Annotated in this window: 27 protein-coding genes and 1 riboswitch; of the genes, 21 read left to right on the top strand and 6 right to left on the bottom strand. The window is 61.0% G+C overall.

Going from position 1 to position 26,815, the window contains the following annotated elements; translation table 11 throughout:
- Window positions 1–27 precede the first annotated feature (27 nt).
- The 5 genes from Q8O96_RS08900 to Q8O96_RS08920 all read left to right on the top strand — a co-directional run bounded on the left by Q8O96_RS08900 (window position 28) and on the right by Q8O96_RS08920 (window position 4,248).
- On the top strand, window positions 28–1,101 hold the full coding sequence (locus tag Q8O96_RS08900; protein ID WP_102860745.1) for an AI-2E family transporter: 1,074 nt from the start codon (window positions 28–30) through the stop codon (window positions 1,099–1,101).
- 215 nt (window positions 1,102–1,316) lie between these two features.
- On the top strand, window positions 1,317–2,021 hold the full coding sequence (gene hda / locus Q8O96_RS08905) for a DnaA regulatory inactivator Hda (protein ID WP_007898944.1): 705 nt from the start codon (window positions 1,317–1,319) through the stop codon (window positions 2,019–2,021).
- A 223-nt stretch (window positions 2,022–2,244) separates the two neighbouring features.
- On the top strand, window positions 2,245–2,865 hold the full coding sequence (locus Q8O96_RS08910) for a C40 family peptidase (RefSeq protein WP_102860746.1): 621 nt from the start codon (window positions 2,245–2,247) through the stop codon (window positions 2,863–2,865).
- A gap of 164 nt (window positions 2,866–3,029) precedes the next feature.
- A complete protein-coding gene (locus tag Q8O96_RS08915; protein WP_305948685.1) occupies window positions 3,030–3,563 on the top strand; it encodes a C40 family peptidase in 534 nt (177 codons plus the stop codon).
- 22 nt (window positions 3,564–3,585) lie between these two features.
- Window positions 3,586–4,248, top strand: a complete 663-nt coding sequence (locus Q8O96_RS08920) for a class I SAM-dependent methyltransferase (protein ID WP_305948686.1) — start codon at window positions 3,586–3,588, stop codon at window positions 4,246–4,248.
- Window positions 4,249–4,250: 2 nt separating this feature from the next.
- Here Q8O96_RS08920 and Q8O96_RS08925 read toward each other — a convergent pair whose 3' ends face one another.
- The gene (locus Q8O96_RS08925) at window positions 4,251–5,570 is read right to left on the bottom strand and encodes a sorbosone dehydrogenase family protein (protein WP_305948687.1); all 1,320 of its coding nucleotides are present in this window, start codon (window positions 5,568–5,570) and stop codon (window positions 4,251–4,253) included.
- 70 nt (window positions 5,571–5,640) lie between these two features.
- Window positions 5,641–6,222 (bottom strand): hypothetical protein, encoded by a 582-nt coding sequence (locus Q8O96_RS08930; protein WP_102860749.1) that lies wholly within the window; start codon window positions 6,220–6,222, stop codon window positions 5,641–5,643.
- A 170-nt stretch (window positions 6,223–6,392) separates the two neighbouring features.
- Window positions 6,393–6,626, top strand: a riboswitch (cobalamin riboswitch).
- 79 nt (window positions 6,627–6,705) lie between these two features.
- On the opposite strand from Q8O96_RS08930, the gene cobO reads away from it, so the two are divergent.
- The 14 genes from cobO (at window position 6,706) to Q8O96_RS09000 (ending at window position 18,019) form a co-directional block, all read left to right on the top strand.
- Window positions 6,706–7,317 carry a cob(I)yrinic acid a,c-diamide adenosyltransferase gene (cobO, locus tag Q8O96_RS08935; RefSeq protein WP_102860750.1) on the top strand — a complete coding sequence of 204 codons (612 nt, stop codon included), beginning with the start codon at window positions 6,706–6,708 and terminating at the stop codon, window positions 7,315–7,317.
- A 10-nt stretch (window positions 7,318–7,327) separates the two neighbouring features.
- Window positions 7,328–8,668 carry a cobyrinate a,c-diamide synthase gene (locus Q8O96_RS08940; RefSeq protein WP_305948688.1) on the top strand — a complete coding sequence of 447 codons (1,341 nt, stop codon included), beginning with the start codon at window positions 7,328–7,330 and terminating at the stop codon, window positions 8,666–8,668.
- The gene (gene bluB / locus Q8O96_RS08945; RefSeq protein ID WP_102860752.1) at window positions 8,661–9,311 is read left to right on the top strand and encodes a 5,6-dimethylbenzimidazole synthase; all 651 of its coding nucleotides are present in this window, start codon (window positions 8,661–8,663) and stop codon (window positions 9,309–9,311) included. The genes Q8O96_RS08940 and bluB overlap by 8 nt, the downstream gene beginning before the upstream one ends.
- Complete coding sequence (gene cbiB / locus Q8O96_RS08950) at window positions 9,308–10,216, top strand: adenosylcobinamide-phosphate synthase CbiB (RefSeq protein WP_110594693.1); 909 nt, start codon at window positions 9,308–9,310, stop codon at window positions 10,214–10,216. The genes bluB and cbiB overlap by 4 nt, the downstream gene beginning before the upstream one ends.
- A complete protein-coding gene (gene cobD / locus Q8O96_RS08955; protein WP_110651477.1) occupies window positions 10,209–11,201 on the top strand; it encodes a threonine-phosphate decarboxylase CobD in 993 nt (330 codons plus the stop codon). The genes cbiB and cobD overlap by 8 nt, the downstream gene beginning before the upstream one ends.
- The gene (locus Q8O96_RS08960; protein ID WP_305948689.1) at window positions 11,198–12,649 is read left to right on the top strand and encodes a cobyric acid synthase; all 1,452 of its coding nucleotides are present in this window, start codon (window positions 11,198–11,200) and stop codon (window positions 12,647–12,649) included. The genes cobD and Q8O96_RS08960 overlap by 4 nt, the downstream gene beginning before the upstream one ends.
- A 35-nt stretch (window positions 12,650–12,684) precedes the next feature.
- Entirely contained in the window at window positions 12,685–13,206 is a 522-nt protein-coding gene (gene cobU, locus Q8O96_RS08965; RefSeq protein ID WP_102880546.1) for a bifunctional adenosylcobinamide kinase/adenosylcobinamide-phosphate guanylyltransferase, read from the top strand.
- Window positions 13,203–14,258: a nicotinate-nucleotide--dimethylbenzimidazole phosphoribosyltransferase gene (gene cobT, locus Q8O96_RS08970; RefSeq protein ID WP_250329470.1), complete on the top strand. Its 1,056-nt coding sequence runs from the start codon at window positions 13,203–13,205 to the stop codon at window positions 14,256–14,258. Before cobU ends, cobT begins: the two co-directional genes overlap by 4 nt.
- On the top strand, window positions 14,255–14,830 hold the full coding sequence (gene cobC / locus Q8O96_RS08975) for an alpha-ribazole phosphatase family protein (protein ID WP_250329469.1): 576 nt from the start codon (window positions 14,255–14,257) through the stop codon (window positions 14,828–14,830). The genes cobT and cobC overlap by 4 nt, the downstream gene beginning before the upstream one ends.
- 1 nt (window position 14,831) lies before the next feature.
- Window positions 14,832–15,563 (top strand): adenosylcobinamide-GDP ribazoletransferase, encoded by a 732-nt coding sequence (locus tag Q8O96_RS08980; protein WP_102860759.1) that lies wholly within the window; start codon window positions 14,832–14,834, stop codon window positions 15,561–15,563.
- Window positions 15,564–15,633: 70 nt separating this feature from the next.
- Entirely contained in the window at window positions 15,634–16,038 is a 405-nt protein-coding gene (locus Q8O96_RS08985) for a MarR family winged helix-turn-helix transcriptional regulator (RefSeq protein ID WP_102860760.1), read from the top strand.
- Window positions 16,039–16,090: 52 nt separating this feature from the next.
- Window positions 16,091–17,293: an MFS transporter gene (locus Q8O96_RS08990; protein WP_102880541.1), complete on the top strand. Its 1,203-nt coding sequence runs from the start codon at window positions 16,091–16,093 to the stop codon at window positions 17,291–17,293.
- Window positions 17,290–17,412 carry a hypothetical protein gene (locus Q8O96_RS08995; RefSeq protein ID WP_258008952.1) on the top strand — a complete coding sequence of 41 codons (123 nt, stop codon included), beginning with the start codon at window positions 17,290–17,292 and terminating at the stop codon, window positions 17,410–17,412. The genes Q8O96_RS08990 and Q8O96_RS08995 overlap by 4 nt, the downstream gene beginning before the upstream one ends.
- 55 nt (window positions 17,413–17,467) lie before the next feature.
- On the top strand, window positions 17,468–18,019 hold the full coding sequence (locus Q8O96_RS09000) for a glutathione peroxidase (RefSeq protein WP_305948690.1): 552 nt from the start codon (window positions 17,468–17,470) through the stop codon (window positions 18,017–18,019).
- Window positions 18,020–18,107: 88 nt separating this feature from the next.
- On the opposite strand, the gene Q8O96_RS09005 is transcribed toward Q8O96_RS09000, so the two are convergent.
- The 3 genes from Q8O96_RS09005 to Q8O96_RS09015 all read right to left on the bottom strand — a co-directional run bounded on the left by Q8O96_RS09005 (window position 18,108) and on the right by Q8O96_RS09015 (window position 20,520).
- Window positions 18,108–19,394: an OmpP1/FadL family transporter gene (locus Q8O96_RS09005; protein WP_102860763.1), complete on the bottom strand. Its 1,287-nt coding sequence runs from the start codon at window positions 19,392–19,394 to the stop codon at window positions 18,108–18,110.
- A gap of 144 nt (window positions 19,395–19,538) precedes the next feature.
- On the bottom strand, window positions 19,539–20,021 hold the full coding sequence (locus Q8O96_RS09010) for a hypothetical protein (protein WP_102860764.1): 483 nt from the start codon (window positions 20,019–20,021) through the stop codon (window positions 19,539–19,541).
- A gap of 274 nt (window positions 20,022–20,295) precedes the next feature.
- Window positions 20,296–20,520 (bottom strand): hypothetical protein, encoded by a 225-nt coding sequence (locus tag Q8O96_RS09015; protein WP_102860765.1) that lies wholly within the window; start codon window positions 20,518–20,520, stop codon window positions 20,296–20,298.
- A gap of 880 nt (window positions 20,521–21,400) precedes the next feature.
- On the opposite strand from Q8O96_RS09015, the gene Q8O96_RS09020 reads away from it, so the two are divergent.
- Both Q8O96_RS09020 and rmuC read left to right on the top strand, forming a co-directional pair.
- Window positions 21,401–21,724: a sel1 repeat family protein gene (locus Q8O96_RS09020; protein WP_102880537.1), complete on the top strand. Its 324-nt coding sequence runs from the start codon at window positions 21,401–21,403 to the stop codon at window positions 21,722–21,724.
- A 176-nt stretch (window positions 21,725–21,900) separates the two neighbouring features.
- Window positions 21,901–23,268, top strand: coding sequence for a DNA recombination protein RmuC (rmuC, locus tag Q8O96_RS09025; protein WP_170001972.1), 1,368 nt, complete (start codon window positions 21,901–21,903; stop codon window positions 23,266–23,268).
- Between the two features lie 12 nt (window positions 23,269–23,280).
- On the opposite strand, the gene Q8O96_RS09030 is transcribed toward rmuC, so the two are convergent.
- Entirely contained in the window at window positions 23,281–26,754 is a 3,474-nt protein-coding gene (locus Q8O96_RS09030; protein WP_305948691.1) for a PAS domain-containing hybrid sensor histidine kinase/response regulator, read from the bottom strand.
- Window positions 26,755–26,815 lie beyond the last annotated feature (61 nt).

Raw genomic sequence — 26,815 nt, forward strand, 5'->3', positions numbered from 1 at the left:
CCTTCTATATAGAAGCAGGAGTGGTTTATGGCTGATACGCGTCGTTGGGTCTGGTTGGGTGGAGTGCTCCTGGTTTGTGGGTTGGTTTACCTGCTGCACCCGATCCTGAGTCCGTTCCTGGTGGCGCTGTTGCTGGCCTATCTGTTCGACCCCTTGGTGGATCGCCTGGAAAAATGGGGGCTATCCCGAACCTGGGGTGTGGTGGCTGTGTTTGCGCTGTTCACCCTGATCGTGATGACGCTGCTGCTGGTATTGGTGCCGATGCTGGCCAAGCAGTTGCTGCGATTGTATGAATTGGCGCCGCAAATGCTCGACTGGATGCAGCACTCGGCAATGCCCTGGGTGCAGTCCCGGCTGGGGTTGGCGGATGGCTTCTGGAAGTTCGACAAGGTCAAGGCTGCCATCAGCGAGCATATGGGGCAGACCACGGACATCGTGGGTGTGGTGCTGAGCCAGGCCACGGCTTCGGGTTTGGCGCTGATCGGCTGGCTGGCCAACCTGGTACTGATCCCGGTGGTCAGCTTCTACCTGCTGCGGGACTGGGATCTGATGATGGCCAAGATCCGGAGCCTGTTGCCGCGCAATCGCGAGGAGCGGGTGATGTCCCTGGCGGGTGAGTGTCATGAGGTGCTGGGGGCATTTGTCCGCGGGCAATTGCTGGTGATGCTGGCTCTCGGGGTGATCTATGCGGCAGGGCTGATGTTGGTAGGGCTCGAGCTGGGCTTGTTGATCGGCCTGATTGCCGGTTTGGCAGCGATCGTGCCGTACATGGGCTTTGTCATAGGCATTGGAGCTGCGCTGATAGCCGGTCTGTTCCAGTTTGGTGGCGACCTGTACCCGATGCTCGGCATCGTTGCGGTATTCATGGTCGGGCAGGCGCTGGAGGGGATGGTGCTGACGCCGTTGCTGGTAGGTGATCGCATTGGTCTGCATCCGGTGGCGGTAATCTTTGCCATTCTTGCGGGTGGCGAGCTGTTCGGGTTTACCGGGGTGCTGCTGGCTCTGCCGGTGGCGGCGGTGATCATGGTGCTCGTACGCCATGTGCATGACCTGTACAAGGACTCGGACATCTACAGTGGTGCTGAAGACCCCGAACTGTAGGCGGGCAAAAGGCTCGACGAGCAGGGGCGCCCATTCATGACTGTCCATCTGTTGCTGTCCGGGCTGTCAAAGAATCCCCTTTGCCCCGCTTCGGCTGACGCAAACCTTTGATTTTGCTTGTGGTCTGCTGCATTGTGCGCTCGGCGTCACGGGTATAAACTTTGCAAACTTTACACAGAGGCCACTAACGGTTCCTTTGGAACTGTTCAGTCAGCATGAAACCGATTCAGCTGCCCCTAGGTGTGCGTCTGCGTGATGACGCCACCTTCATCAACTACTATCCAGGCGCCAATGCCGCTGCACTCGGCTACGTCGAGCGCCTATGCGAAGCCGACGCCGGTTGGACCGAAAGCCTGATCTACCTCTGGGGCAAGGACGGCGTAGGCCGTACGCATTTGCTGCAGGCGGCGTGTTTGCGTTTCGAGCAGTTGGGGGAGCCGGCAGTTTACCTGCCGCTGGCAGAGTTGCTGGATCGTGGTATCGAGATTCTCGACAATCTTGAGCAGTACGAATTGGTTTGCCTGGATGATCTGCAGGCGGTGGCCGGCAAGGCCGATTGGGAAGAGGCGCTGTTCCATCTGTTCAATCGCTTGCGTGACAGTGGTCGACGCTTGCTGATCGCGGCCTCGACCTCACCCCGGGAGTTGCCGGTGAAACTGGCGGACTTGAAGTCCCGTCTGACCCTGGCGCTGATATTCCAGATGCGTCCGCTCTCTGATGAAGATAAATTGCGTGCCCTGCAACTGCGTGCGTCCCGTCGTGGGCTGCATCTGACCGATGAAGTCGGGCATTTTATTCTGACTCGCGGGACTCGCAGCATGAGTGCACTTTTCGAGTTGCTCGAGCGCCTTGATCAGGCCTCATTGCAAGCTCAGCGCAAGCTGACCATTCCTTTCCTGAAAGAGACTCTGGGCTGGTAAAACCAAGGCCTGCAGCGCTTCGCTGGAAGGCGCTCGGCATATTTCAGGCGTCAGAAAACGCACCTTTGGAAGGGTTTCCAGAGGCGGGCGGACTTAAAATGGGCTTAAAGCCTTAGATGTACGGAAGAAACTCATAAGTCACATTCTGATCGATTGAATTTGCAAATGAGGGCGATAGAAGGCATAGTCGCGTCTTCTTTTATTTCAAGCCACGGTCGTGCCCATGCTAAATCGCTTCGCACCCCTCGTGCCTCTCGCACTCGTTACCCTGTTGTTTGGTTGCGCTTCTCACACCCCTGTGTCTCAGCAGCAACCCGTGCAACAGGCTCAAGTCTCCGCAAAAAACCAGTCTTCCGCTGTTTACCAGGAAGAGCTGGCAACTGAAAAGGAACTGGCAGAGTTCTCTGACAGCAAGCCTTACCAGTTGCCAGTTCTGGCTGACAGCATCCTTGAGCGCGGCATGTCCCTGATCGGTACCCGTTACCGTTTCGGCGGTACCTCGGAAGCCGGCTTCGATTGCAGCGGTTTCATTGGTTATCTGTTTCGCGAAGAGGCGGGCATGAACCTGCCGCGCTCCACTCGCGAAATGATCAACGTCAAGGCTCCTCTGGTAGCGCGTAACAACCTCAAGCCGGGCGATCTGCTGTTCTTCAGCACCAACGGTCGCGGGCGCGTCAGCCACGCCGGTATCTATCTGGGGGATGATCAGTTCATCCACTCCAGCAGCCGTCGCAGTGGCGGCGTGCGAGTAGACAGCCTGGGTGACAGCTATTGGAGCAAGACCTTCATCGAAGCCAAGCGAGCCCTCGCCATGGCACCGACTGTGGTCACTGCACGTAAATAAGCTGACTGTTTGTAGGGCGAAGTTAAAGTCTTACTTGAAGTTTGGCGTGTAGGCGCTAGAATCCTGATCTATTGTTGAAACTAACCGCGTAAGCCCTGCTTACGCGGTTTTGTTTTCAGTACCACGGCAGAGAAAGCCGCATCCCGATCAGGATTGTTCAGCTTATGTCGACCTCGGCCCGTTTCGCGCTTATTGCCCTCGCTGCACTGCTCAGTGCTTGCGCCAGTCGTACACCGCCTCCGGCGCCTGTGGTACGTGCTCCTGTATTCAATTCCTCCCAGGCCTTTTCTCCGGTTGCCGAAGACGTGCTGTTTCGCGCCTTGGGTCTGGTAGGCACGCCCTATCGCTGGGGTGGCAATACACCGGACTCCGGATTCGATTGCAGCGGTTTGATTGGTTATGTCTACCGTGATGCGGCGGGTATTTCCTTGCCGCGCTCGACTCGGGAAATGATCGGCATGCAGGCGCAGGATGTGGGCAAGAATGCCTTGCAGACCGGTGACCTGATCTTCTTCGCCACCAATGGCGGTTCTCAGGTCAGCCATGCCGGGATCTATGTTGGCGAAGGGCGTTTCGTGCACGCCCCGGCCACAGGTGGCACCGTGAAGCTCGACAGTCTGTCCAAAGCCTATTGGCAGAAGGCCTACCTGAGCGCCAAGCGTGTACTGCAGCCGGAACATCTGGCGCACAACCCATAACACTTCTCCGGTCGAGGTGCTCGTGACTGCTCGTACCCTCAACCTCGACGATGCCCTTTATCAGTACCTGCTGGACGTTTCACTGCGTGAGACGCCCTTATTGCGTCGTTTGCGTGACGAAACCCAGGCGCTGCCCAATGCGCGCTGGCAGGTGGCGCCGGAGCAGGGGCAGTTCCTCGCGCTGCTGATCAAGCTGATCGGTGCTCGCCGCATCCTCGAGGTCGGGACCTTCACCGGCTATAGCGCCTTGTGCATGGCCCAGGCGCTGCCCGACGATGGTTTGTTGATCTGTTGTGATATTCCCGGCGATTACAATGCCACCGCCTGTCGTTACTGGAAGGACGCGGGAGTCGACCAGCGTATTGATCTGCGCCTGGCGCCCGCGCTGCAGACTCTGGCTGGCCTGGAGCAGGCGGGCCAGCTTGAGTCTTTCGATCTGATCTTTATCGATGCGGACAAGGCCAATTATCCAGCCTATCTGGAGTTTGCCCTGCGTTTACTGCGAGTTGGGGGCCTGGCGGTGTTCGACAACACGCTATGGAGCGGGCGAGTGCTGGAGGCGAATGCCGCCAGTGAGGATACCCGAGCCATCCAGGCGCTCAATCGCGCCTTGAAGGATGACTCGCGTATCGACCTGTCGCTGCTTCCCTTGGGGGATGGCCTGACCCTGTGCCGCAAGCGTTGAACTCAGGGCGCTTTGGCGGCGGATACCCGCCAGATCTTGTTGCCGACGTCATCGGCGACCAATAGCCCCCCTTGCTGATCGATGACTACCCCGACCGGGCGTCCCAGGGCTTTTTCATCGGCATTGAGAAAGCCGCTGAGTACGTCGATCGGTTGTCCCTGGGGTTTGCCTGCACGGAAAGGCACGAATATCACCTTGTAGCCGCTGTGGGGCTTGCGGTTCCAGGAGCCGTGCTGGCCGATGAAGGCTCCTTCGGTAAAGGGCGCGGGAAGTTTGCTGCCTTCGGCGAAGGTCAGGCCCAGTGAGGCTGTATGCGGGCCCACGGCATAATCCGGGGCGATTGCCTTGCTCACCTGTTCGAGGTTTTTTGGCTTGACCCGCACGTCCACGTGTTGCCCGTAGTAACTGAAGGGCCAGCCATAAAAAGCCCCGTCCTTGACCGAGGTGATGTAGTCCGGAACCAGGTCGCTGCCTATTTCGTCGCGCTCATTGACGGCGGTCCATAGCGCTCCACTGACCGGCTCCCAGGCCAGGCCATTGGGGTTGCGCAGGCCGGTGGCGAACAGGCGATGCTTGCCGCTGGCTCGATCCACTTCCCAGATGGCTGCACGGCCTTCTTCTTTATCCAGGCCGTTTTCCCCAACGTTACTGTTCGAGCCGACGGTGACATACAGCTTGCTTGCGTCCTTGCTGGCGATGACGTTCTTGGTCCAGTGGTGGTTGAGTGTGCCGCCGGGGAGGTCGAGCACCTTGGTGGGGGCTGCGCTGATGTGGGTGTCACCGACCTGATAGGGGAAGCGCAGCAGCTTGTCGGTGTCCGCTACATACAGATCATTGCCCACCAGGGTCATGCCGAATGGGGAGTTGAGGTTCTCCAGGAACAAGCAGCGGGTTTCGGCTACGCCGTCGTGATCCTGGTCTCGCAACAGGGTAATGCGATTGGCGCTGGGGACGGTTGCGCCGGCGCGGCCCATCACTTTTCCGGCGATCCAGCCGCGAATGCCCTGGCTGTCATCCGGCTTGGGCGGTGCATTGGTTTCAGCTACCAATACATCGCCATTGGGTAATACATACAGCCAGCGTGGGTGGTCTAGGTTTTCGGCGAAGGCGGCAACCTGTGTGCCGGCTGCTGCCGTGGGTTTTGCGCCCTCGGGCCAGCCGATGGCGGGGGCAATATTGACCGTGGGGATCAGCGTGGGATTGGGCTGCGGCAGTTTGGGGTTCGGTCCGGTGCCGTCCGAGACTTGCAGGCTTGAGGTTTCGCCGCAGGCGGTGAGGCCGGCGGCGATAGCGATAAGCAAGGTGTGTTGAAGCTTGAGCATGCTGATTTCCCTATGAGTGCACGAACGTCGTAGTCATAGAGGAGCATAGCCAGTCGATGGTTCCGCCTGATCAGCGGGCCTCCTTGAACAGTACGGCAATCCCCGGATGGTAGTGGCCGCTTTCGTTGTGCAGCTTGCGGTAGGCGTAGGGGAAGTACCAGGCTACGGCGCAGCAGTGCTCCTTTTGCAGTTCGTCCAGCATGTCCTGAAGTTCTTCGGGAGAGGCGCTGTGCTGGGCTTTTTGCGGGGCGACAAACAGGCAGCCAAGCCTCAGGTCGCTGGGGTAGCTGATCTTTCTGGCGTCACTGGCAATGTCCAGCAATGGCTGGGTCAGGTGCAGGCTGTTGACCCGCGGCCAGCGCTGGGTGCTCTGGATATAGGCGCGTTCGTCCTTGGTGGCCAGGTACAGGTCGGTACGAGCGTTGCGGGCGCCGTCTTCCTGTTGCTTCTTGCTGGGACTGTGTTCCAGGCTGATCATCTCCGCCATCCAGGCCGCCGCAGAAAGTAATCCCAGGTTGGCCTTTTCATCGAACCAGTACGGGGTTTCGCTATCGCCGCGGACTGCGTTGTAGCGGTCAATGCAATCGAACCAGCGTTCCAGCATCGGGCGCAGGAATTCCAGCTTTGGATTGCTGATGATCATGCCTTGCATCGAGCTCACTCCTTATTGTTGTGCGGCAGGACCTTGGGTCCTGGGTTATGGCTTTTTGATATCACCGCTCTGAGTGTGGCACAAGATTGGCGTCAGTTTGTTGATGCAGTGCAGTTTTGTGTGATGTGCGACGGCTGGCTTTAATTGACGCTCCACCCCCAACCCTCTAACCTTCGCGACTTGTTTCAGGTGCTCTGTGGCCCATGGTCGACAGAGTGAAACAGGGAAGCCGGTCAGGGCCTGTTCCAGCGATGGACACGGCAACGATTCCGGCGCTGCCCCCGCAACGGTAGATGAGTCAAGGCTGTGCCACATGCCACTGTGTCGATGACATGGGAAGGCGCGCAGCCCGGCAGCGATGCCCCTCATGAGCCCGGAGACCGGCCTGATCCATCCAACGGCATCACGGTGGGCGATGCCAGGCTAGCGCCGTCTCTTTTTTTTCCTGCCCGCCGTTCCCCAGCCCCAACGGAGAGCTGCCCCATGAGTGAATCCCCCGATCGTGACGAGCGCCATCTGGCGCGCATGTTGCGCAAGAAAGCCGTGATCGACGAGCGCATCGCCAACTCGCCCAACGAATGTGGTCTGTTGCTGGTGCTGACTGGCAATGGCAAGGGCAAGAGCAGTTCGGCCTTCGGCATGCTGGCGCGGTCCATGGGCCACGGTATGCAGTGCGGTGTGGTGCAGTTCATCAAGGGCCGTAACAGCACAGGGGAAGAGTTGTTCTTCCGGCGTTTTCCAGAGCAGGTGCGGTTTCACGTGATGGGTGAGGGCTTCACCTGGGAGACCCAGGATCGCCAGCGCGACATTGCTGCGGCCGAAGCGGCCTGGGCGGTATCCAGGGAGCTGTTGAGCGACCCGGAGATTGGTCTTGTCGTACTCGACGAGTTGAACATCGCGCTCAAGCACGGCTACCTGGATCTGGACCAGGTGCTCAGTGATCTGCAGGCTCGGCCACCCATGCAGCATGTGGTGGTGACCGGCCGCGGCGCCAAGCCGGAGATGATCGAGCTGGCAGATACCGTCACTGAAATGGGCATGGTCAAGCATGCGTTCCAGGCCGGTATCAAGGCGCAGAAAGGTGTTGAGCTGTGAGTGTGAATTCATGACCGATGTTCGTCATTGCCCGGCGGTATTGATCGCCGCACCGGCTTCCGGCCAGGGCAAGACCACCGTGACCGCGGCACTGGCCCGCCTGCACCGCAACCAGGGGCGCAAGGTGCGGGTATTCAAGTGTGGTCCGGATTTTCTCGACCCAATGATTCTTGAGCGAGCCAGCGGTGCTCCGGTGTACCAGCTGGACATGTGGATGGTCGGGGAGCAGGAAAGCCGTCGCTTGTTGTGGGAGGCTGCGGGCGAAGCAGACCTGATCCTGATCGAAGGGGTCATGGGGCTGTTCGATGGCACGCCCTCCAGTGCCGATCTGGCGCGGCATTTCGGCGTCCCGGTGTTGGGGGTGATCGATGGCACCGCCATGGCCCAGACCTTTGGTGCGCTGGCCCTGGGACTGGCCCGCTATCAGCCGGACCTGCCGTTCGCCGGGGTGCTGGCCAATCGGGTAGGCACCTTGCGCCACGCGCAGTTGCTCGAAGGAAGCCTCACCGAGGGATTGCGCTGGTACGGTGCCTTGTCCCGAGAGACTGACATCGAACTGCCCAGTCGCCACCTGGGGCTGGTACAGGCCAGCGAGCTGAATGATCTTGACCTGCGCCTTGATGCTGCCGCTGAAGCCCTGGCCAGCAGTTGCCAAGTGGCACTGCCGCCGGCAGTGAGCTTTGCCGCACCAACGCCGGTACCCTGCGAGCCTTTGCTTGCCGGTGTGCGAATCGCCGTGGCGCGGGATGAGGCGTTTGCCTTTACCTACGGTGCCAGCCTGGATCTGTTGCGGGCCATGGGCGCGCAGTTGAGCTTCTTCTCGCCGATTCATGACACTGAGCTGCCGGAGGCGGACAGTCTGTATCTGCCCGGTGGATACCCTGAATTGCACCACCAGGCGCTGGCGCAAAACACCGCGATGCTGGGTGCCATTCGTGCCCATCATGCTGCGGGCAAGCCGTTGCTCGCGGAGTGTGGCGGCATGTTGTACTTGCTGGACTCCCTGACCGACGTCGAAGGCCAGCGTGCCAATCTCTTGGGGCTGCTGCCCGGTGATGCCGTGATGCAAAAGCGCCTCGCGGCCCTGGCCTTGCAAGCGGTGGAGTTACCGGAAGGCAGCTTGCGTGGTCACACCTATCATCATTCCCTGACCAGCACGCAACTCGAGCCGATTGCCCGCGGCATCAGCCCCAATGGTGGCCGTGGTGCGGAAGCGGTGTATCGCGATGGGCGGATGACGGCCTCCTATGTGCACTTTTACTTTCCGTCCAACCCGGCGGCGGTGGCGGCTTTGTTCGTGCCAGCTCGCGCTGGCAAGCCAACGCCTGTAGAGGATGCGGTAGGTGAGTGAGCAGGATTTTTCTACGGCGGAGCGTGAGGCGGTTTATCGCGCCATTGCCGAGCGCCGGGATATGCGTCACTTCGCCGGTGGCAGTGTCGCGCCCGAGCTGCTGCGGCGTTTGCTGGAGGCGGCGCATCAGGCACCCAGCGTGGGGTTGATGCAACCCTGGCGTTTTATCCGTATCAGCGATCGCCCGTTACGTGGACGAATCCAGCAGTTGGTGGAGGAGGAGCGGGTGCGCACTGCCGAGGCCTTGGGGGAGCGTTCCGACGAGTTCATGAAACTCAAGGTTGAAGGCATCAATGACTGTGCCGAGGTGCTGGTGGCGGCGTTGATGGATGGGCGTGAGCGGCATGTCTTTGGTCGGCGCACTCTGCCGGAAATGGACCTGGCTTCGCTGTCCTGTGCCATTCAGAACCTCTGGCTGGCGGCGCGCAGCGAAGGCCTGGGCCTGGGCTGGGTTTCGCTGTTCGAGCCCCAGGCCCTGGCCGACTTGCTGGGATTGCCCGCCGGTGCCAAACCCTTGGCCGTGTTGTGCCTGGGCCCGGTTACCGAGTTCTATCCGGCGCCGATGCTGGCGCTGCAGGGTTGGGCGCAACCCCGGCCATTGAGTGAGTTGCTGTATGAGAATTACTGGGGAGTGAGTCAATGAGTGTGGCGTTGCTGAGTGTCGCCGGGGTGGCGCTGGATGCGCTGCTGGGCGAACCCAAGCGCAGGCATCCGCTGGTGGCCTTTGGCCGTATGGCGGATCGTATCGAGCAACGTTTCAACGCCGCCGGCCGAGGCTGGCGCAGTCATGGGGTCACCGCCTGGGTACTGGCGGTGCTGCCCTTGACCCTGCTGGCCACGGCCCTGTCCTGGCTGCCCTACATTGGTTGGGTGGTGGAGATCATTGCACTGTATTGCGCCCTGGGCCTGCGCAGCCTCGGCGAGCACGTCGCGCCGGTGGCTCAGGCTTTGCGCAGTGAAGACCTGGATGAAGCCCGGCGTCGGGTCGGTTTTCTGGTGAGCCGTCAGACCAGTGAACTGGATGCCACCGAAGTGGCGCGGGCAGCCACTGAATCGGTGCTGGAAAACGGCAGCGATGCCGTGTTTGCCGCCTTGTTCTGGTTTGCCGTGGCCGGTGCGCCGGGGGTGGTGCTCTATCGCCTGAGCAACACCCTGGATGCAATGTGGGGCTATCGCAACGAGCGTTTTGAGCGTTTCGGCTGGGCGGCGGCGCGAATCGACGACCTGCTCAACTATATTCCTGCGCGCCTGGTGGCCCTGACCTATGCCTTGCTGGGCAAGACCCGCCTGGCGCTCAAATGCTGGTGGCGCCAGGGGCCGACCTGGGACAGCCCCAATGCCGGTCCGGTGATGGCGGCTGGAGCGGGCGCCCTGGGGGTCGAGTTGGGCGGCGCAGCGATTTATCACGGTGAGTTGCACCAGCGTCCGCAACTGGGCGAAGGCGAGCCGGCGAGTGCCGACTCCATCGATCGCGGTTGGCAGTTGGTGCAGCGGGGTGTCTGGCTGTGGTTGTTGATTTTGTGCCTGGGGGCTGAATTCTATGCTTGAGCACGGCGGAAGGTTGCGCAAGGCGGCCCAGGAACACGGGATCGCCGAAGAGGCCTGGCTGGATCTGTCCAGCGGATTGGCGCCCTGGCCATTTCCCTTGCCGACCATTCCCCTGCGTGCCTGGGCACGTCTGCCGGAAACCGATGATGGTCTGGAACAGGCGGCCTGCGCCTACTACGGCGCGACTGAGGTGCTGCCGGTGGCCGGTTCCCAGGCGGCGATCCAATTGCTGCCGCGGCTGCGGCGGGCGGGCAAGGTCGGGGTCTTGTCACCCTGTTATGCCGAACACGCCGAGGCCTGGCGGCGCAGTGGCTACCGGGTGCGTGAGGTACTGGAGCAGGAAGTGGATTTCTTTCTCGACAGCCTCGATGTGCTGGTGGTGGTCAACCCCAACAACCCCACCGGTTTGAGCCTCACGCCCGAGCGCCTGCTGGATTGGCATGCCCGCTTGGCCCAGCGCGGTGGTTGGTTGGTGGTGGATGAAGCCTTCATGGATAACACCCCGCAACTGAGTCTGGCCCGGCATGCCCATCAGGTGGGGCTGATTGTCCTGCGTTCATTCGGCAAGTTCTTCGGGCTGGCTGGCGTACGCCTGGGCTTTGTCCTGGCCGAGCGCCGGTTGCTCAGGCTGTTGGCGGAGCAGGTTGGCCCTTGGGCGGTCAGCGGGCCGACCCGGGTGCTGGGGCAGGCTTGCCTGCGGGATGTCGAGGGGCATGCCCGGCAACGTCTGCGCAGTGAAGAGGCTAGCGAGCGCTTGAGTGAAGTTCTTGCGCGCTACGGCTTCAAGCCTCAGGGCGGCTGTGCGCTGTTCCAGTGGCTGATCACCGCCGAGGCCGAGCGGCTTTATCAATTCATGGCGCGGCGCGGCATTCTCCTGCGGCTGTTCGCCCACAACAGCAGTCTGCGCTTCGGCCTGCCCGCCGACGATGCCGATTGGGCGCGCCTGGAACAGGCGCTGCAGGCTTATCGCAAGGACTATCCATGAGCACGCTGATGGTACAGGGCACCACCTCGGATGCCGGCAAGAGCACGCTGGTGACCGCGCTGTGTCGCTGGTTGCTGCGCCGGGGCGTCAGCGTGGTGCCGTTCAAGCCGCAGAACATGGCGCTCAACAGTGCGGTGACCGCCGACGGTGGCGAGATCGGACGGGCTCAGGCGGTCCAGGCCCAGGCGGCCAACCTGGCACCCCACACCGATATGAACCCGGTGCTGCTCAAGCCCAACAGCGACACCGGCTCCCAGGTGATCATTCACGGACGGGCCGTCACCACCATGAATGCCGTGGCCTATCACGACTACAAGGCCATCGCCATGCAGGCGGTTCTGGCTTCTCATGAGCGTCTGCGAGGCGCTTATGACGTGGTGATGGTGGAAGGGGCCGGCTCTCCGGCAGAGATCAATCTACGGGCTGGCGACATTGCCAACATGGGGTTTGCCGAAGCGGTGGACTGTCCGGTGCTGCTGATTGCTGATATCAATCGTGGCGGGGTGTTCGCCCATCTGGTGGGGACTCTGGAGCTGCTTTCGCCCAGCGAGCAGGCGCGGGTCAAGGGCTTCATCATCAATCGTTTTCGTGGTGACCTGGCGCTTTTGCAGCCGGGCCTGGACTGGCTGGAGGCCCGTACCGGCAAGCCGGTGATTGGTGTGCTGCCCTATGTCATGGACCTGCACCTGGAGGCGGAGGACGGCATCGACCAGCGCCAGGCCGGCAAGGTCGAGCAAGTGCTGAAGGTGGTGGTGCCGGTGCTGCCGCGCATCAGCAATCACACGGATTTCGATCCGTTGCGCCTGCATCCTCAGGTGGACTTGCAGTTCATCGGCCCCGGGCAGGTGATTCCCGCCGCCGACCTGATCATTCTTCCCGGCTCGAAAAGCGTACGCGGCGATCTGGCCTATCTGCGAGCCAACGGCTGGGATCGGGCCATCGACCGGCACCTGCGTTATGGCGGCAAGCTGCTGGGGATCTGTGGTGGTCTGCAGATGCTCGGCAAGCAGTTGCACGACCCACTGGGCTTGGAAGGCGCGGCGGGCTCCAGCCCGGGCCTGGGCTTGCTGGATTTTGAGACCGTGCTCGAAGCAGAGAAACAGCTGCGTAACGTCAGCGGCAATCTGACCCTGGAGAATGCATCGGTCAGTGGCTATGAAATTCACGCTGGGGTCACTCGCGGCCCGGCCCTGGAGCAGCCTGCGGTGCAGTTGGAGGACGGTCGCTGCGATGGCGCTTGCAGCGTCGATGGGCAGATCCTCGGCACCTATCTGCATGGTCTGTTCGAGACTCCGGCAGCCTGTGGTGCGCTGTTGCGCTGGGCGGGACTGCAAGATGTGCAGGAGGTGGATTACCACGCCTTGCGCGAACGCGATATCGAGCGTCTGGCGGATCTGGTGGAGCGTCATCTGGATACCGCCGCGCTGCTCAAGCTCTGTGGCCTGTAAGCCGCGGTGGACTTACTTTTCAAAGGTGCTCAAGCATGCTGCAACTGATTCTCGGCGGTGCCCGCTCCGGCAAGAGTCGCCTGGCGGAAAAACTGGCCACCGACAGCGCCCTTGAGGTGACCTACATCGCCACCAGCCAGCCTCTGGATGGCGAGATGAATCAACGTATTGCCCATCATCGTCAGCGCCGCCCGTCCCATTGGGGGTTGATCGAAGAACCGCTGGAGCTGGCCCGGGTGCTGCAGCAGGCCGCTGGCACCGGGCGTTGTCTGCTGGTGGATTGCCTGACCCTGTGGTTGACCAATCTGTTGATGCTCGAGGACGAGCAGCGCCTGGTGCTCGAGCGCGAGGCCTTGTTGCAGTGTGTGGCGACGCTGCCGGGGGAGATCATCTTTGTCAGCAACGAAACTGGAATGGGTGTCGTGCCCCTGGGCGAATTGACTCGCCGCTACGTGGATGAAGCCGGTTGGCTGCATCAAGCCCTGGCCGAACGTTGTCAGCGTGTGGTGCTGACGGTGGCCGGCCTGCCCCTGACTTTGAAAGGAACTGCGTTATGAGTAACTCCTGGTGGCTGAACCCGTGCAAGGCGGTCGATGCCCGGATGGTCGAGCAAGCCCTGGCGCGTCAACAGCAATTGACCAAGCCGGCCGGGTCCCTTGGCCAACTGGAGCCCTTGGCGGTACGTCTGGCCGGTTTGCAAGGTCAGCTCAAGCCAGGCCTTGAGCGGTTATGGATTTCGATTTTCGCCGGGGATCACGGGGTGGTTGCCGAGGGCGTATCCGCCTACCCACAGGAAGTGACTGGGCAGATGCTGCTGAACTTTGTCAGCGGCGGCGCGGCTATCAGCGTGCTGGCACGGCAACTGGGTGCGCAACTGGAGGTGGTGGACCTGGGCACAGTGGCCCCAGGATTGAGCCTGCCGGGGGTGCGCCACCTTAACCTGGGTGCCGGTACGCAGAACTTTGTCCAGGGGCCGGCCATGACCCCGGCTCAGGGGGAGCTGGCCCTGCAAGCAGGCCGCGACAGTGCGTTGCGCGCCCGAGCCGAGGGTGCCCAACTGTTTATCGGCGGTGAGATGGGCATTGGCAACACCACTGCCGCCAGTGCCATTGCCTGTGCCTTGCTGGACATTCCGGTGGCGCAGTTGGCCGGACCGGGCACCGGCTTGAATGCCGAAGGGGTCAACCACAAGGCCGAGGTCATCGAGCGGGCCTTGGCCCTGCATGCGCGGTCCCGCGACGATGCCTTGCAGACGCTGTTCAATCTCGGTGGTTTTGAAGTGGCTGCGTTGGTGGGGGCCTATCTGGCCTGCGCTCAGGAAGGAGTCGCAGTACTGGTTGATGGGTTTATCTGCAGTGTCGCGGCCCTGGTGGCGGTGCGCCTGAATCCGGCGTGCCGTCCATGGCTGCTGTTTGCGCATCAAGGGGCCGAGCCGGGGCACCGGCATGTGCTGGGCGCTCTGCAAGCCGACCCGTTGCTGGACCTGGGTTTGCGTCTGGGGGAGGGCAGCGGTGCCGCGCTGGCGGTGCCATTGCTGCGCCTGGCCTGTGATCTGCACGGGCAGATGGCGACCTTCGCCGAGGCGTCCGTGGCGGACCGCCCGGCATGACCCTGTATCTGGACCTGTTGCGCCACGGTGAAACCGAACTGGGCGGTGGTTTGCGCGGCAGTCTGGACGACGCCCTGACAGAGCGGGGCTGGCAACAGATGCGTGACGGGGTTCAGGGGCGCGGGAGTTGGGATCTGATCGTCAGTTCACCCTTGCAGCGGTGCTCGCGTTTTGCCGAGCAACTGGCTGCGCAGTTGCAGTTGCCCCTGCTGCTGCAGCCTGATGTGCAGGAGTTGCATTTTGGGGCCTGGGAGGGGCAGAGCGCAGCGGCGCTGATGGAAACCAATGCCGATGACCTGGGCCGATTCTGGGCCGATCCCTATAGCTTTACTCCGCCCCAGGGAGAGCCCGTGGCGGACTTTTCCCAGCGGGTGCTGGGGGCGATCGAGGGCTTGTACCGGGACTGTGCCGGGCAGCGGGTGCTGTTGATCAGTCATGGTGGGGTGATGCGCCTGTTGCTGGCCCGGGCGCGGGGGCTGCCCCGGGAGCAGTTGCTGAATGTGGAAGTCAGCCACGGTGCGTTGTTCAGCTTGAAAGTCGCCTCTACGGGGCAATTGAGCGAGGAGGACTGAGATGCTGCCATTCTGGATTGCCCTGCAGTTTCTCAGCAGCCTGCCCATTCGCCTGCCGGGCATGCCTCAGCCTGAAGAGCTGGGGCGCTCATTGCTGTTCTATCCGCTGGTGGGGCTGTTGTTCGGTGTGCTGTTGTGGTTGCTGGACGCCGTGCTCGCTGGCACCCCCTTGCTGCTACACGCGGCGTTGCTGCTGAGCGCCTGGGTATTGCTCAGCGGGGGATTGCACCTGGATGGATTGGCAGACAGTGCCGATGCCTGGCTGGGGGGCTTCGGTGATCGAGAGCGCACCTTGAGCATCATGAAAGACCCCCGGAGCGGGCCCATCGCTGTGGTGACGTTGGTGCTGGTGCTGTTGCTCAAGTTCGTTGCACTGGTGGCGCTGATCGAACAGCAGCAGGGCGTTGCCTTGTTGCTGGCACCTCTGATTGGGCGCGCCTCATTGCTGGGGTTGTTCCTTTGCACGCCATATGTGCGTGCGGGAGGCCTGGGTCAGGCGCTGGCCGATCATCTGCCTCCACTGGCAGGGCGACAGGTACTGGGCTTGAGTGTCCTGGTCTGTTTGCTGCTGGGGGGCTACAGCGGACTTTGGGTGGTGCTGCTGGCGGTGTTGCTGTTCTTCTGGTTGCGCCAGTTGATGATCCGGCGCCTGGGTGGCACTACCGGCGATACGGCGGGGGCTCTGCTGGAGTTGCTGGAGACGGCGGTATTGCTGGTGATGGTGCTTCTTTGAGCAAGCTCTGCAGTAGCTGCTTTTTCTGAAATTTCTTGCCTTGGATTAATAGCGGGTATATACACGCATCATGCTTCCCTCTCAATGTTTGTGCACCAATCTGCGTCGTGCCGCTCGTGGCGTCAGCAGGTATTACGACGGCGCCCTCGACGGCTTCGGGATTAACGTTGCCCAGTACTCTTTGCTGAACAATCTGCTGCGTCTCGATCAGCCGAGCATTTCCAGCCTGGCGGAGGCCATGGGCCTGGACCGCAGTACGCTGGGGCGTAATGTGCGAGTCCTGGAGGCTGCGGGCCTGGTCCGGTTGATGGAAGGTGACGACCAGCGCAATCGTCTGGTGCAACTGACCGAGGCGGGGCATGAGCGCTTGGTGGCAGCTTTGCCGGCCTGGGAAGCAGCCCAGCAGCGGCTGATCGATCGGCTTGGGGTGGAGAAGCGTGAAACCTTGTTGGCCTTGCTGAACGAACTCGCCTGAAGGCGTTTCGTTCGACTACAAGCGGGTATATACCCGCAACTGGAGAATAAAAATGTCATCGATGTGGCGCACCTGCGGCTGGGTACTTCTCGGCAGCGCATTGATCCTGGCGCTGTCGCTGGGGGTTAGGCATGGTTTCGGCCTGTTTCTGCCACCCATGAGCGCGCAGTTCGGCTGGGGCCGTGAAGTCTTCGCCTTTGCCATTGCCTTGCAGAACCTGATCTGGGGCCTGGCACAGCCGTTTACCGGGGCCCTGGCCGACCGTTTTGGTGCGGCCAAGGTGGTGCTGGTCGGTGGCGTACTGTACGCGGTCGGGCTGGTGTTCATGGGGCTTTCGGATTCGGCGCTGAGCCTGTCCCTGAGTGCCGGGTTGCTGATTGGCATCGGTTTGTCCGGAACTTCCTTCTCGGTGATTCTCGGGGTGGTCGGTCGTGCCTTGCCGCCGGAAAAGCGCAGCATGGGCATGGGGATCGCCAGTGCCGCAGGTTCCTTCGGCCAATTCGCCATGCTCCCGGGAACCTTGGGGCTGATCGGCTGGCTGGGCTGGTCGACGGCATTGCTGGTGCTGGGCCTGCTGGTGGCGCTGATCGTGCCGCTGGTCAGCATGCTCAAGGACAAGCCGCTGCCGGTGCTGGGGCATGAACAGAGCCTGGGCGAGGCCCTGCGTGAAGCCTGTTCTCACTCGGGGTTCTGGTTGCTGGCGTTCGGCTTCTTTGTCTGTGGTTTCCAGGTGGTGTTCATCGGCGTGCATCTGCCGGCCTATCTGGTGGATCAGCATCTACCGGCGACAGTCGGAACCACGGTGCTGGCGCTGATCGGCTTATTCAACATCTTTGGCACTTACACAGCGGGCTGGTTGGGCGGGCGGATGTCCAAGCCACGGCTGTTGACCGGTCTGTACCTGTTGCGTGCGGTGGTGATCGGCCTGTTCCTGTGGCTGCCGGTGACCCAGGCCAGTGCCTACCTGTTCGGCATGGCCATGGGCTTTCTCTGGCTGTCCACCGTGCCCTTGACCAACGGCACGGTCGCGACCTTGTTCGGGGTCAGGAACCTGTCCATGCTTGGCGGCATCGTGTTTCTGTTCCATCAGTTGGGCTCGTTCCTTGGCGGTTGGCTGGGGGGCGTGGTGTATGACCGTACCGGGAGTTATGACTTGATCTGGCAGGTGGCGATTCTTCTCAGTCTGTTGGCCGCGGCTCTCAATTGGCCGGTGCGTGAGCGGCCGGTGGCGCGCTTGCAGGCGAGTGCAGCGTGAAGTCATGGCTGGGTTGGAGTGTCGGCCTGGGCGTCGGCATTGTGCTGTTGTGGCTGGCCTGGTGGGGATGGCATCGCGGCGGGCTGGCGCTGATGCAGTTGGGCATGGGTGCTTGCTAGGTGGCCAGAGGGGCGAGTAACGTCGATATCCGACGACTATTGAAGGACGCTGAACATGGCTAAGCGCTGGTTTGTGGTTCCGGCATTACTCACATTGTTTGCAGGTTCGGTCTGGGCCGCGGATTGTCCGGCGTTACTGCAGGGGTCTGTATCCAAGTTGCACGCCAAGGAATCCATCGATCTGTGCAAGCGCTTTGCCGGCAAGCCGCTGGTGGTGGTCAATACCGCGAGCTTCTGTGGGTTTGCTCCGCAATTCAAAGGCCTTGAGGCGCTGTATCAGCGTTACAAGGAACAGGGGTTGGAAGTGGTGGGTGTTCCGTCCAATGACTTCAAGCAGGAGTCCAAGGATGGCGCTGAGACTGCCAAGGTCTGTTACGTCAACTACGGCGTGACGTTCACCATGACCGAGCCGCAAAAGGTTCGAGGGGCCGATGCGGTGCATCTGTTCAAGGTCCTGGCGCAGCAGAGCAATGCGCCGAAGTGGAATTTCTACAAGTACGTGGTGGATCGCCAGGGCAATGTGATTGCCAGCTTTTCCAGCCTGACCAAGCCGGATAACCCGGAGTTCATTGAGGCGGTAGAGAAGGCGTTGGCGTCCAAATCCTGAGTTTTGCGGATCAGCACATGAAAAAGCCCCGCCTCTTGAGAGGCGGGGCTTTTTCTTTCGGCTCTAGAGGCACAGGCCTCTTAACGATTTAGAAGCGGTAGGTTGCACCTACGCCGAAACCGTTCGCGCTGTTGTCGTACTGGGCGTTGTAAGTCTGGCCAAGGGCATTGCTGCGGTTGACGTTGACTTTCTCTTCCTTGAGGTAGGAGTAGGCAACGTCGATGGTCAGGTCTTCGGTTGGGCTCCAGCCGGCACCCAGGCTGAAGATGGTCCGGTCGCCGGTAGGGATGCGTGGTGAACGGTCAGTGTTGTTGGTTGGCGCCTGGTCAAAGGTCAGGCCGGTACGCAAGACCCACTGTTTGTTCAACTGGTAGGACGTACCGATGGCGTAAGCCCAGGTGTCATGCCAGTTCTGCTCTTCCTTGATGCTGCCCAGTTTCAGCGTCGGGGCCAGTGCGCCACCTGTTGCAGCAGTGACACCCTCGTTGTTGACGGTGATGTCTTTCAGGCGGCTCCAGCGGGTCCAGGTGGTACCGGCATAGAGTTTCCAGGCATCGTTCAGTTCCTGAGTGACCGAGAGGTCGTAGGACTCTGGAGTGTCGATTTTCAGGGAGGCGTCGTAGCGGTTGCTTTTCAGGAAGCCTGGGTTGGTGCCGGCACCGGCGGTGACATCAGTGTGACCTTCCAGTTTGTATTTCACTTTCGAGTGGTAGGTCAGGCCCACGCGGGTGGTGTCGGTAGCCTGGACCAGCACGCCGATGTTGTAGCCATAACCAACGTCGTCACCCTTGATTTTGACTTTGCCGTCATTGGGCGAAAAAGGGGTAGTCAAGGCTGATTCCAATACACCGGAAATACGGTTGATGGTCGGGCCAAAACCGATCGAAACCTTATCGTTGAAGGCGTAGCTTACGGTTGGCTGGAACGTTACGACCTTGACTTCGCTTTTGCTGCCGAAGTTACGTCCCTGGAAGCTGCTTTCATAGTCGGTGACCAAACCAAATGGAGCATAGACCCCCAGGCCGAACGCCCATTGGTCATCGATTGGTTTGACGTAGAAGCCCATAGGCACAGCAGTTAAGGGCACCATATCGCCCTTGTTGGTGCCCTGGCGGCTGCCACTGGTGTTCCTGAGGTCAGTGGACGCATCGATAGCCGCCATACCGCCAGTGACTTGCTGGCGTTTCAGGCGCGACATACCGGCAGGGTTACCAAATACAGTACTTGCATCATCGGCAGCGGAAGAGCGGCCAGCAAAGCCAGTACCCATGCCGCTGATGCTTTGTTCGTTAAGAGCAAAACCGCTGGCGAAGAGTTGGGTAGAGGCAAGTGCAACCGCGAGACTGATGGTGGATTTGAGCATGAATTTTTTCATTATTAGAACTCCTGGTGATCACCGAGGCGAAAACTACCAACATTTCGGCTACGGCGCTATAGGCTGTAACAGTTGATTTAGAGCGGTTTTGTAGGACAATCCGACCAAAATCGGGGTTTTTCTCCGATTTTGTAAAGGTCGGTGTCAGCAGGCGAGCTGGCTCAACGGTGAAACGCAGGTTTGCCAGGCGCAGGCGAAATCTCTCAAACGTCCTTGTGGTTGAAAGGTCTTCCTCCAGATACGGGCCATGCCGAGCAGATCGTCGGCTGCGGGGAGCGGGGTGTGTTGTTGTTCCACCAGCAACCAGGCGATGGCGGTGGCATAACGCAGATTGACGGTCAGTTCCAGGTGCGGTCCGGCGAGGAACGCATGTTGGCTGGCCAGTCCTCTCACCAGGCTGGCCCGTTCCGGGTCCAGCGCCAGGTAGTGATCCCAGAGGTCCTGGTGGCGCACTTCAGTGATGCGGTACAGGCCGTGGCCGCGGCGATCGTGCAGTGCCGAGCCCAGCGCCGACTGACTGGCGGCAATGCCCAGCAACAAGGCTTCAGCGGTTTTGCTATGACTGCCCAGGTACATCAGCGTCGGGCGAATGACATAGCGGCACAACTCGCTGGCGGCGATACCCATAATGCCCTCGAGGGGGGGGGGAGGTGGCCGGCGAAACCCGAAGGTGCTTGGCAGCAATGAAAGGATCAGGTTTGCCGGAAGCGGCGCGGGCCGCCTGACTTGAAGTGTAGTGTCATATCTATGTTGTAAAGGCCTGTTTTTAAAACATTTCCGAGCTCTTGTTATAAGCCTTATACCTATTGGTACTTTGGTTGGAGGAGTGGATTGGTAAATCACAGGCAATAAAAAGCCCCGCGATCAGGCGAGGCTCTTGGGTTTTCAGCACTCTGGCGTATCAGGCCACCAAGGCCTGGCGTGTACGCTCGATCACTGCCTGCAGCGGTTCGGCGCTGGAGTATTGATCGGGATACAGGCGTTCGCTGTGACGGGCGATGCCGTGTTCATTGACCAGGGTGAAGCTGAAGCAGCCTTTGCGAGTGGCCATGATCAGGCAGTTCAACGGCGCAAAAGCGTGGGTTAGGGTGCGAATGGCATCCTGAGTATGGATTTGAGTAGACATAATTATTAGGTGTTCCTACAAATGACACGGTTAAGAACCGTGCAACGTTAAAACGTTCCAGTAACGTCGACCACTATTGGTCAGACGAAGAACCCGACTGGAACAAAGCAGCCAGTTGCAGCGCTTTAATAAGGTTGCGCTAGGGGCTGGCAGGTAGGTACTTAGGAGGGCAGGCAACACAGCAAGGGCAAAGGTTCTGGGCCCAGGGTGGAGATCCTGATCAATTTGCAGGTTGGTTCGGTCAGAGTAAGTAACTTGGGCACTGCCTTTGATTTCGTTTCAAGGGCGGTGTCAGTTTGAGAATTACCTGGAAACCAGCGAGGTGGTCGGTCCTTGATGTTCGACGTTGTTCTCGTTAGGAGAGGTGTCGGCGGGACTTGTTCGACCAGAATTGACTTTCAGCTTGGTACTAACGGGGCGGAGTCTATCGGGTTGAAGGTAGGAATGCAAGTGTGCTAGGAAAAATGTTCCCTGGGCAACGACGTCACGGGGTGACGATTGTGTCACCTCCGACACGGCGGGGTGTACGAAAGTGGTGCATTGCCGACGTCAGTTTCCGCCCAGTTGTGCACACTTGTTGTGCCACATGTCACCGGGTTGTCACCTTCCCCAAGGCTTGCTCCATAGCCTGTCTCGAGAATTTAAGTCAATGATAAACATCGTCTTTTTTTACTGGTGAAAAAATCGTCAGTTTGACTGCAGAGCCCGTCTCATGGGGCTTTGAGAGGGTTGTAGAGGGGTTGTCCACTGACTTATCCACAGCTTCTGTGGATTGTCCCAAGCGCTTGCTCTAGGACGGGCGTGCTGGCTCTTTTTTGACTTTACCCGAGCGAAAAAAGGAGTAGAGTGGCGCGCCTTCCGATCTGCCCCACAGTGCTTTATGAAGTTTCGCTCAGTATCACCTTCTGTTACCGCCCTCCCTGACAGTGTTACCGAACCCAAGCGTTTCTCCTTGCGTGTGGCTCTGTGGTTGCTGGACAGCCCGCGCCTGGGACACAACCCTAACGTCAAGCACTTTGCCGGACGTTTACTCAAGCAGCCGGCCCGGGAAGGGGTGGTCGCGGCGCAAAGTCGCCTGGGTCAGTTGATGTGCCGCGAGTGTGGCAACGCCCGGGACCGCCGTATCGGTCACGACCTGTTGCGCCAGGCAGCCCGCGCCGGTGACCGTCGTGCTCAACTGGAGCTGGGCCGTATCGAAGACTGAGGCTGTCCAACGCCCGGTGGCTTGGTTAACCTTCGTTCCTTATTTCGCTGACAGGAATTGCTATGGCTATGGACTTGACCAGCCTGCTGCTCGGCCTGGCGGGAGCGGCGCTGCCGTTACTGGTGCTGGCCTGGCAACTGCAGCGTCGCGCCAGTTCCAGCCAGTCCGAGCTATCACTGCTGGAAGAGCGTCTGGCTACGGCCCTATTGGCCCAGGAAGGACTCATGGCACAGCTGGATGCCAGTCGTGATGAAGTCAGCGACCTGAGTCAGGCCAATGCTCTGAAGCAGGCGGACCTGGCGGCTGTGCGTCGAGAGGTCGAGTTGCTGCAGATTGAGCGGGACAACGCCCGTGACGCTGCTCACGCCTGGAACCTGGAGCGTGCCGCCAAAGAGAACGAGTTGCGACGTCTGGATGCCCAGGCCGCGTCGTTACAGGCTGAGCTACGAGAGCAGCAGGAAAGCCACCAGCAGCGCCTTACCGATCTGCAAGGGTCCAGGGACGAGCTTCGGGCCCAGTTCGCCGAGCTGGCGGGCAAGATCTTCGATGAGCGCGAACAGCGTTTCGCCGAGACTAGCCAGCAGCGGCTTGGGCAGTTGCTGGACCCGCTCAAGGAGCGCATCCAGTCGTTCGAAAAAAGGGTCGAAGAGAGTTATCAGGCCGAGGCCCGCGAGCGTTTTTCCCTGGCCAAGGAGCTGGAGCGTTTGCAGCAACTGAATCTGCGCTTGAGTGATGAAGCCACTAACCTGACCCGCGCCCTCAAGGGGCAGAAGACCCAGGGCAATTGGGGGGAGCTGATTCTTGAGCGGGTGCTGGAGCATGCAGGCCTGGAGAAGGGACGCGAGTACCAGACCCAGGTCAGCCTCAAAGGGCCGGACGGTGAGCGCTTCCAGCCCGATGTTCTGATCATGCTGCCGGGTGACAAGCAGGTGGTGGTGGACTCCAAGGTCAGCCTCACGGCCTACCAGCAGTACGTCGGCAGCGACGATCCACAGATTGCCCAGGCGGCCCTGAAGCAACATGTGCTGTCCCTGCGCAATCACGTCAAAGGCTTGGCCGGCAAGGATTACAAACGTCTGGAAGGTTTGCACAGCCTCGACTTCGTACTGCTATTCGTGCCCATCGAAGCCGCATTCTCGGCAGCCCTGCAAGCCGAGCCCAACCTGTTTCAGGAAGCGTTCGACCGGCATATCGTCATTGTCAGCCCAACCACCTTGCTCGCTACTTTGCGGGTAATCGACAGCCTGTGGAAGCAGGAGCGCCAGAGTCAGAATGCCCGTGAAATCGCCGAACGGGCGGGCTGGCTCTATGACAAGTTCGTGCTGTTTATCCAGGATCTGGATGAAGTCGGCAACCGCTTGCAGCAACTGGACAAGGCATATGCCGCCGCGCGCAACAAGCTCACCGAAGGTCGGGGCAATCTGGTCAGCCGCAGTGAGCAGCTCAAGTTGCTGGGGGCCCGGGCCAGCAAGAGTTTGCCGGCAGATTTGCTGGAGCGGGCCATGACCGATGCCGACGGGCGAGAGTTGGAGTTGCCGGAGTAGCCCGTCACTGGCTCAGCCCAAAGGCAGATGACGACTCAATAGGGCGCGCAAGGCTGCCGGTTTTACGGGCTTGGCCAGATAGTCCAACCCTGCCGCGTGCACCTGGGCGATCATCTCCGGACGCCCATCAGCACTGATCACCACGCCCGGCACCGGCTCCCCCAACTGAGTGCGTAGCCAGGCCATGACGTCGGTGCCGGTTTCGCCATCGTCCAGGTGGTAGTCCACCAGCGCCAATTGCGGGCGGATGCCTTCCTTGAGCAGCGCCGCGCACTCTTCGCGGTTCCGGGCAGTCCAGACTTGGCAACCCCAGCGTGTAAGCAGGCTGTTCATGCCGATCAGGATGCTGTCTTCATTATCCACACAGAGCACCTGCCCGCCGTTGAGGGACTGCCCGTTGAGCTCCACCGCTTTGCCTGGCGCGACCACGCTACTGCGGGCCAAGGGAACGTTGACACTGAAAACGCTGCCCTTGCCGGGCCAGGAGCGTACCTGCAACGGGTGGCCGAGGACCCGGCACAGGCCGTCGGCAATGGCCAGGCCCAGTCCCAGGCCTTTTTCGGCGCGGGTCTGGTGGCTGTCCAGGCGCTTGAACTCTTCGAAGATCACCTGCTGCTTGTCCCGGGGGATACCCGGTCCCCGATCCCAGACTTCAAGGCTCAATGAGTCGCCCCGACGACGCACTCCCAGCAAGACCGGGCCCTTGGCATAGCGGAAGGCGTTAGTCAGGAAATTCTGCAGCACCCGCCGCAGTAACTTGCTGTCACTGTCGACCCGCAGACGGCTACCGCGCACCCGGAATTGCAGGCCCTGCTCATGGGCCAGGGCCTTGAATTCCGCCCCCAGGGTGTCGAACAGCTCGTTGAGGGCAAAGGGTTTGCGATCGGGGGTGATCTTGCCGTTTTCCAGGCGCGAGATATCCAGCAGGTCGCTGATCAGGTCTTCGGCAGAGCGCAGTGAGCTGTCCAGGTGCTGCACCAACTGCTGGGCTTCGACAGAGAGTCCGTCATTCTGGTGTGAAAGGGCGGCGGAGAACAGCCGTGCAGCGTTCAGGGGTTGCATCAGGTCGTGACTGACGGCCGCCAGGAAGCGCGTCTTGGATTGGTTGGCCGCTTCCGCCGTGCCCTTGGCTTCGGTCAGCGCAGCATTGAGTTGCGACAGTTCATGGGTGCGTTCCGCCACCCGTTGTTCCAGGCCCTCGTTGGCCTCGGTCAGGGCCTGCTCGGCCTCGCGGAACGGGGTGATGTCAGTGAAGCTCATGACGAAGCCGCCGCCGGGCATCGGGTTGCCGATCAGTTCGATGACCCGGCCGTTGGGGAACAGCCGCTCGGAAGTATGGGCTCGTCCCTGGCGCATCCAGTGCAGGCGTCGGGCGACGTGGACCTCCGCTTCGCCGGGGCCGCACAGGCCGCGCTCGGCGTTATGGCGAATGATGTCGGCAATCGGCCGGCCAACGCTGATCAGGCCTTCGGGGTAATTGAACAGCTCCAGATAACGACGGTTCCAGGCCACCAGTTTCAACGACTGGTCCACCACACTGATGCCCTGGGTGATGTTTTCGATTGCGCCTTGCAGCAGTGCGCGGTTGAACTGCAGCACTTCAGAGGCTTCGTCAGCGATGCGCACCACGTCTTCGAGTTGCATCTCCCGGCCTTCGATGGCGGCCTTGACCACGGCACGGGTCGAGGAGGCGCCAAGGACACCGGCGAGCAGGCGTTCGGTATGGGCGATCCATTCGCCGTCGGCGTTCTGATTCGGGTTGAAGCCTTTGCCCTGACGATAGGCGAAGCGGATGAAGCTCTGGCGGGCGCGCTCTTCACCGACAAAGCGCGCGGCCAGTTTCAGCAGGTCGTCGATCTGCACTGCCAGCATCGAGCGTGAGCTGAGGCGACCGCTGATTTCCTGGCCGATGAAGCGTCCGGCCTGCCAGTGTTCGGAAACCCGGGTGCGCGACAGCACCGAGACCCAGGCGAACAGGGTGAAGTTACCGGCCAGTGACAGCACCACGCCCTGGGTCAGTGGTGTGATGGGCAGGTCCAGCGGATTGCTGTGCAGCCAGGCCAGGCCGGGGAAGCTGCTCAGGGACCAGCCCAGGCTGTGGGCAGCGATGGGCAGGACCAGGGTGTAAAACCAGATAAAGGTGCCGGCGGCGAGTCCGGCAAACACCCCTCGACGGTTGGCCTGTTTCCAGTACAACGCGCCAAGCATGGCCGGCGCCAGTTGAGTCACGGCGGCGAACGCAATCTGGCCGATGGTGGCCAGACTGGCGGTGGAGCCCAGCAGGCGATAGCTGACATAGGCCAGCAACAGGATGACCACGATGCTGACTCGGCGCACCGAAAGCATCCAGTGACGGAACACTTCGAAGGGGCGTTCGGCGTTTTTATGTCGCAGCAGCCAGGGCAGCAACATGTCGTTGGAGACCATGGTCGACAGTGCCACGCTGGCCACGATCACCATGCCGGTGGCGGCCGAGGCGCCACCGATGAACGCAAGCAAGGCCAGGGCGGGATGAGCCTGGGCCAAAGGCAGGCTGATAACGAAGGAGTCCGGCAATACGCTGCTGGGCAGGAGCATCTGTCCGGCCAGGGCGATGGGCACCACGAATAGTGCGGCCAGAGCCAGGTAAGCGGGGAACACCCATTTGGCCAGGCGCAGGTCCTGGGGCTCGATGTTCTCGACCACGGTGACGTGGAATTGCCGCGGCAGGCAGATGATCGCCATCATCGCCACTCCGGTCTGCACCACCATCGACGGCCAGTTGATGGTTTCCTTCCAGTACTGCTCCAGGCGGGGCGCGAGCATGGCCTGGTTGAACAGATCGTCGAAACCGTCATAGAGGCCAAACGTGACGAAGGCGCCGACGGCCAGGAAGGCAAACAGCTTGACCAGGGATTCGAAGGCAATCGCCAGCACCATGCCCCGGTGGTGCTCGGTGGCGTCGAGGTTGCGGGTGCCGAAGACAATGGTAAACAGCGCCAGGATCAGCGACACGATCAGTGCCGTGTCCTGGGCGCGGGTACCCATGGCGTCGGCTCCGGCGCCGATCAGCAGGTTCACTCCGAGCACGATGCCCTTGAGTTGCAGGGCGATGTAGGGCAGCACCCCCACCAGGCAGATCAGGGCTACGACCACCGCCAGGGACTGGGACTTGCCGTAGCGGGCGGCAATGAAGTCGGCAATGGAGGTGATGTTCTCCTGCTTGCTGATCATCACCATCTTCTGCAGCACCCAGGGGGCGAACACCAGCAGCAGGATGGGGCCCAGATAGATCGGCAGGAAAGCCCAGAGTTGTTCGGCCGCCTGGCCCACGGCGCCAAAGAAGGTCCAGCTGGTGCAATAGACGGCCAGCGACAGGCTGTACACCCAGGCCCGCACCCGCGGCGGAAGGGGCGCGCTGCGACGGTCGCCATAGAAGGCGATGGCAAACATGATGGCCATATAGGCCAGGGCAACGGCGGCAATCAGCCCGCTGGACAACGACATGGAAACTCCGAAGCAAAGACGCCGGGCACGTCAGCCCGGCCAGACAGTCTGGCACGATGTT

Source organism: Pseudomonas sp. LPH60, from assembly GCF_030718165.1.
GTDB classification, from domain to species: domain Bacteria; phylum Pseudomonadota; class Gammaproteobacteria; order Pseudomonadales; family Pseudomonadaceae; genus Aquipseudomonas; species Aquipseudomonas danubii.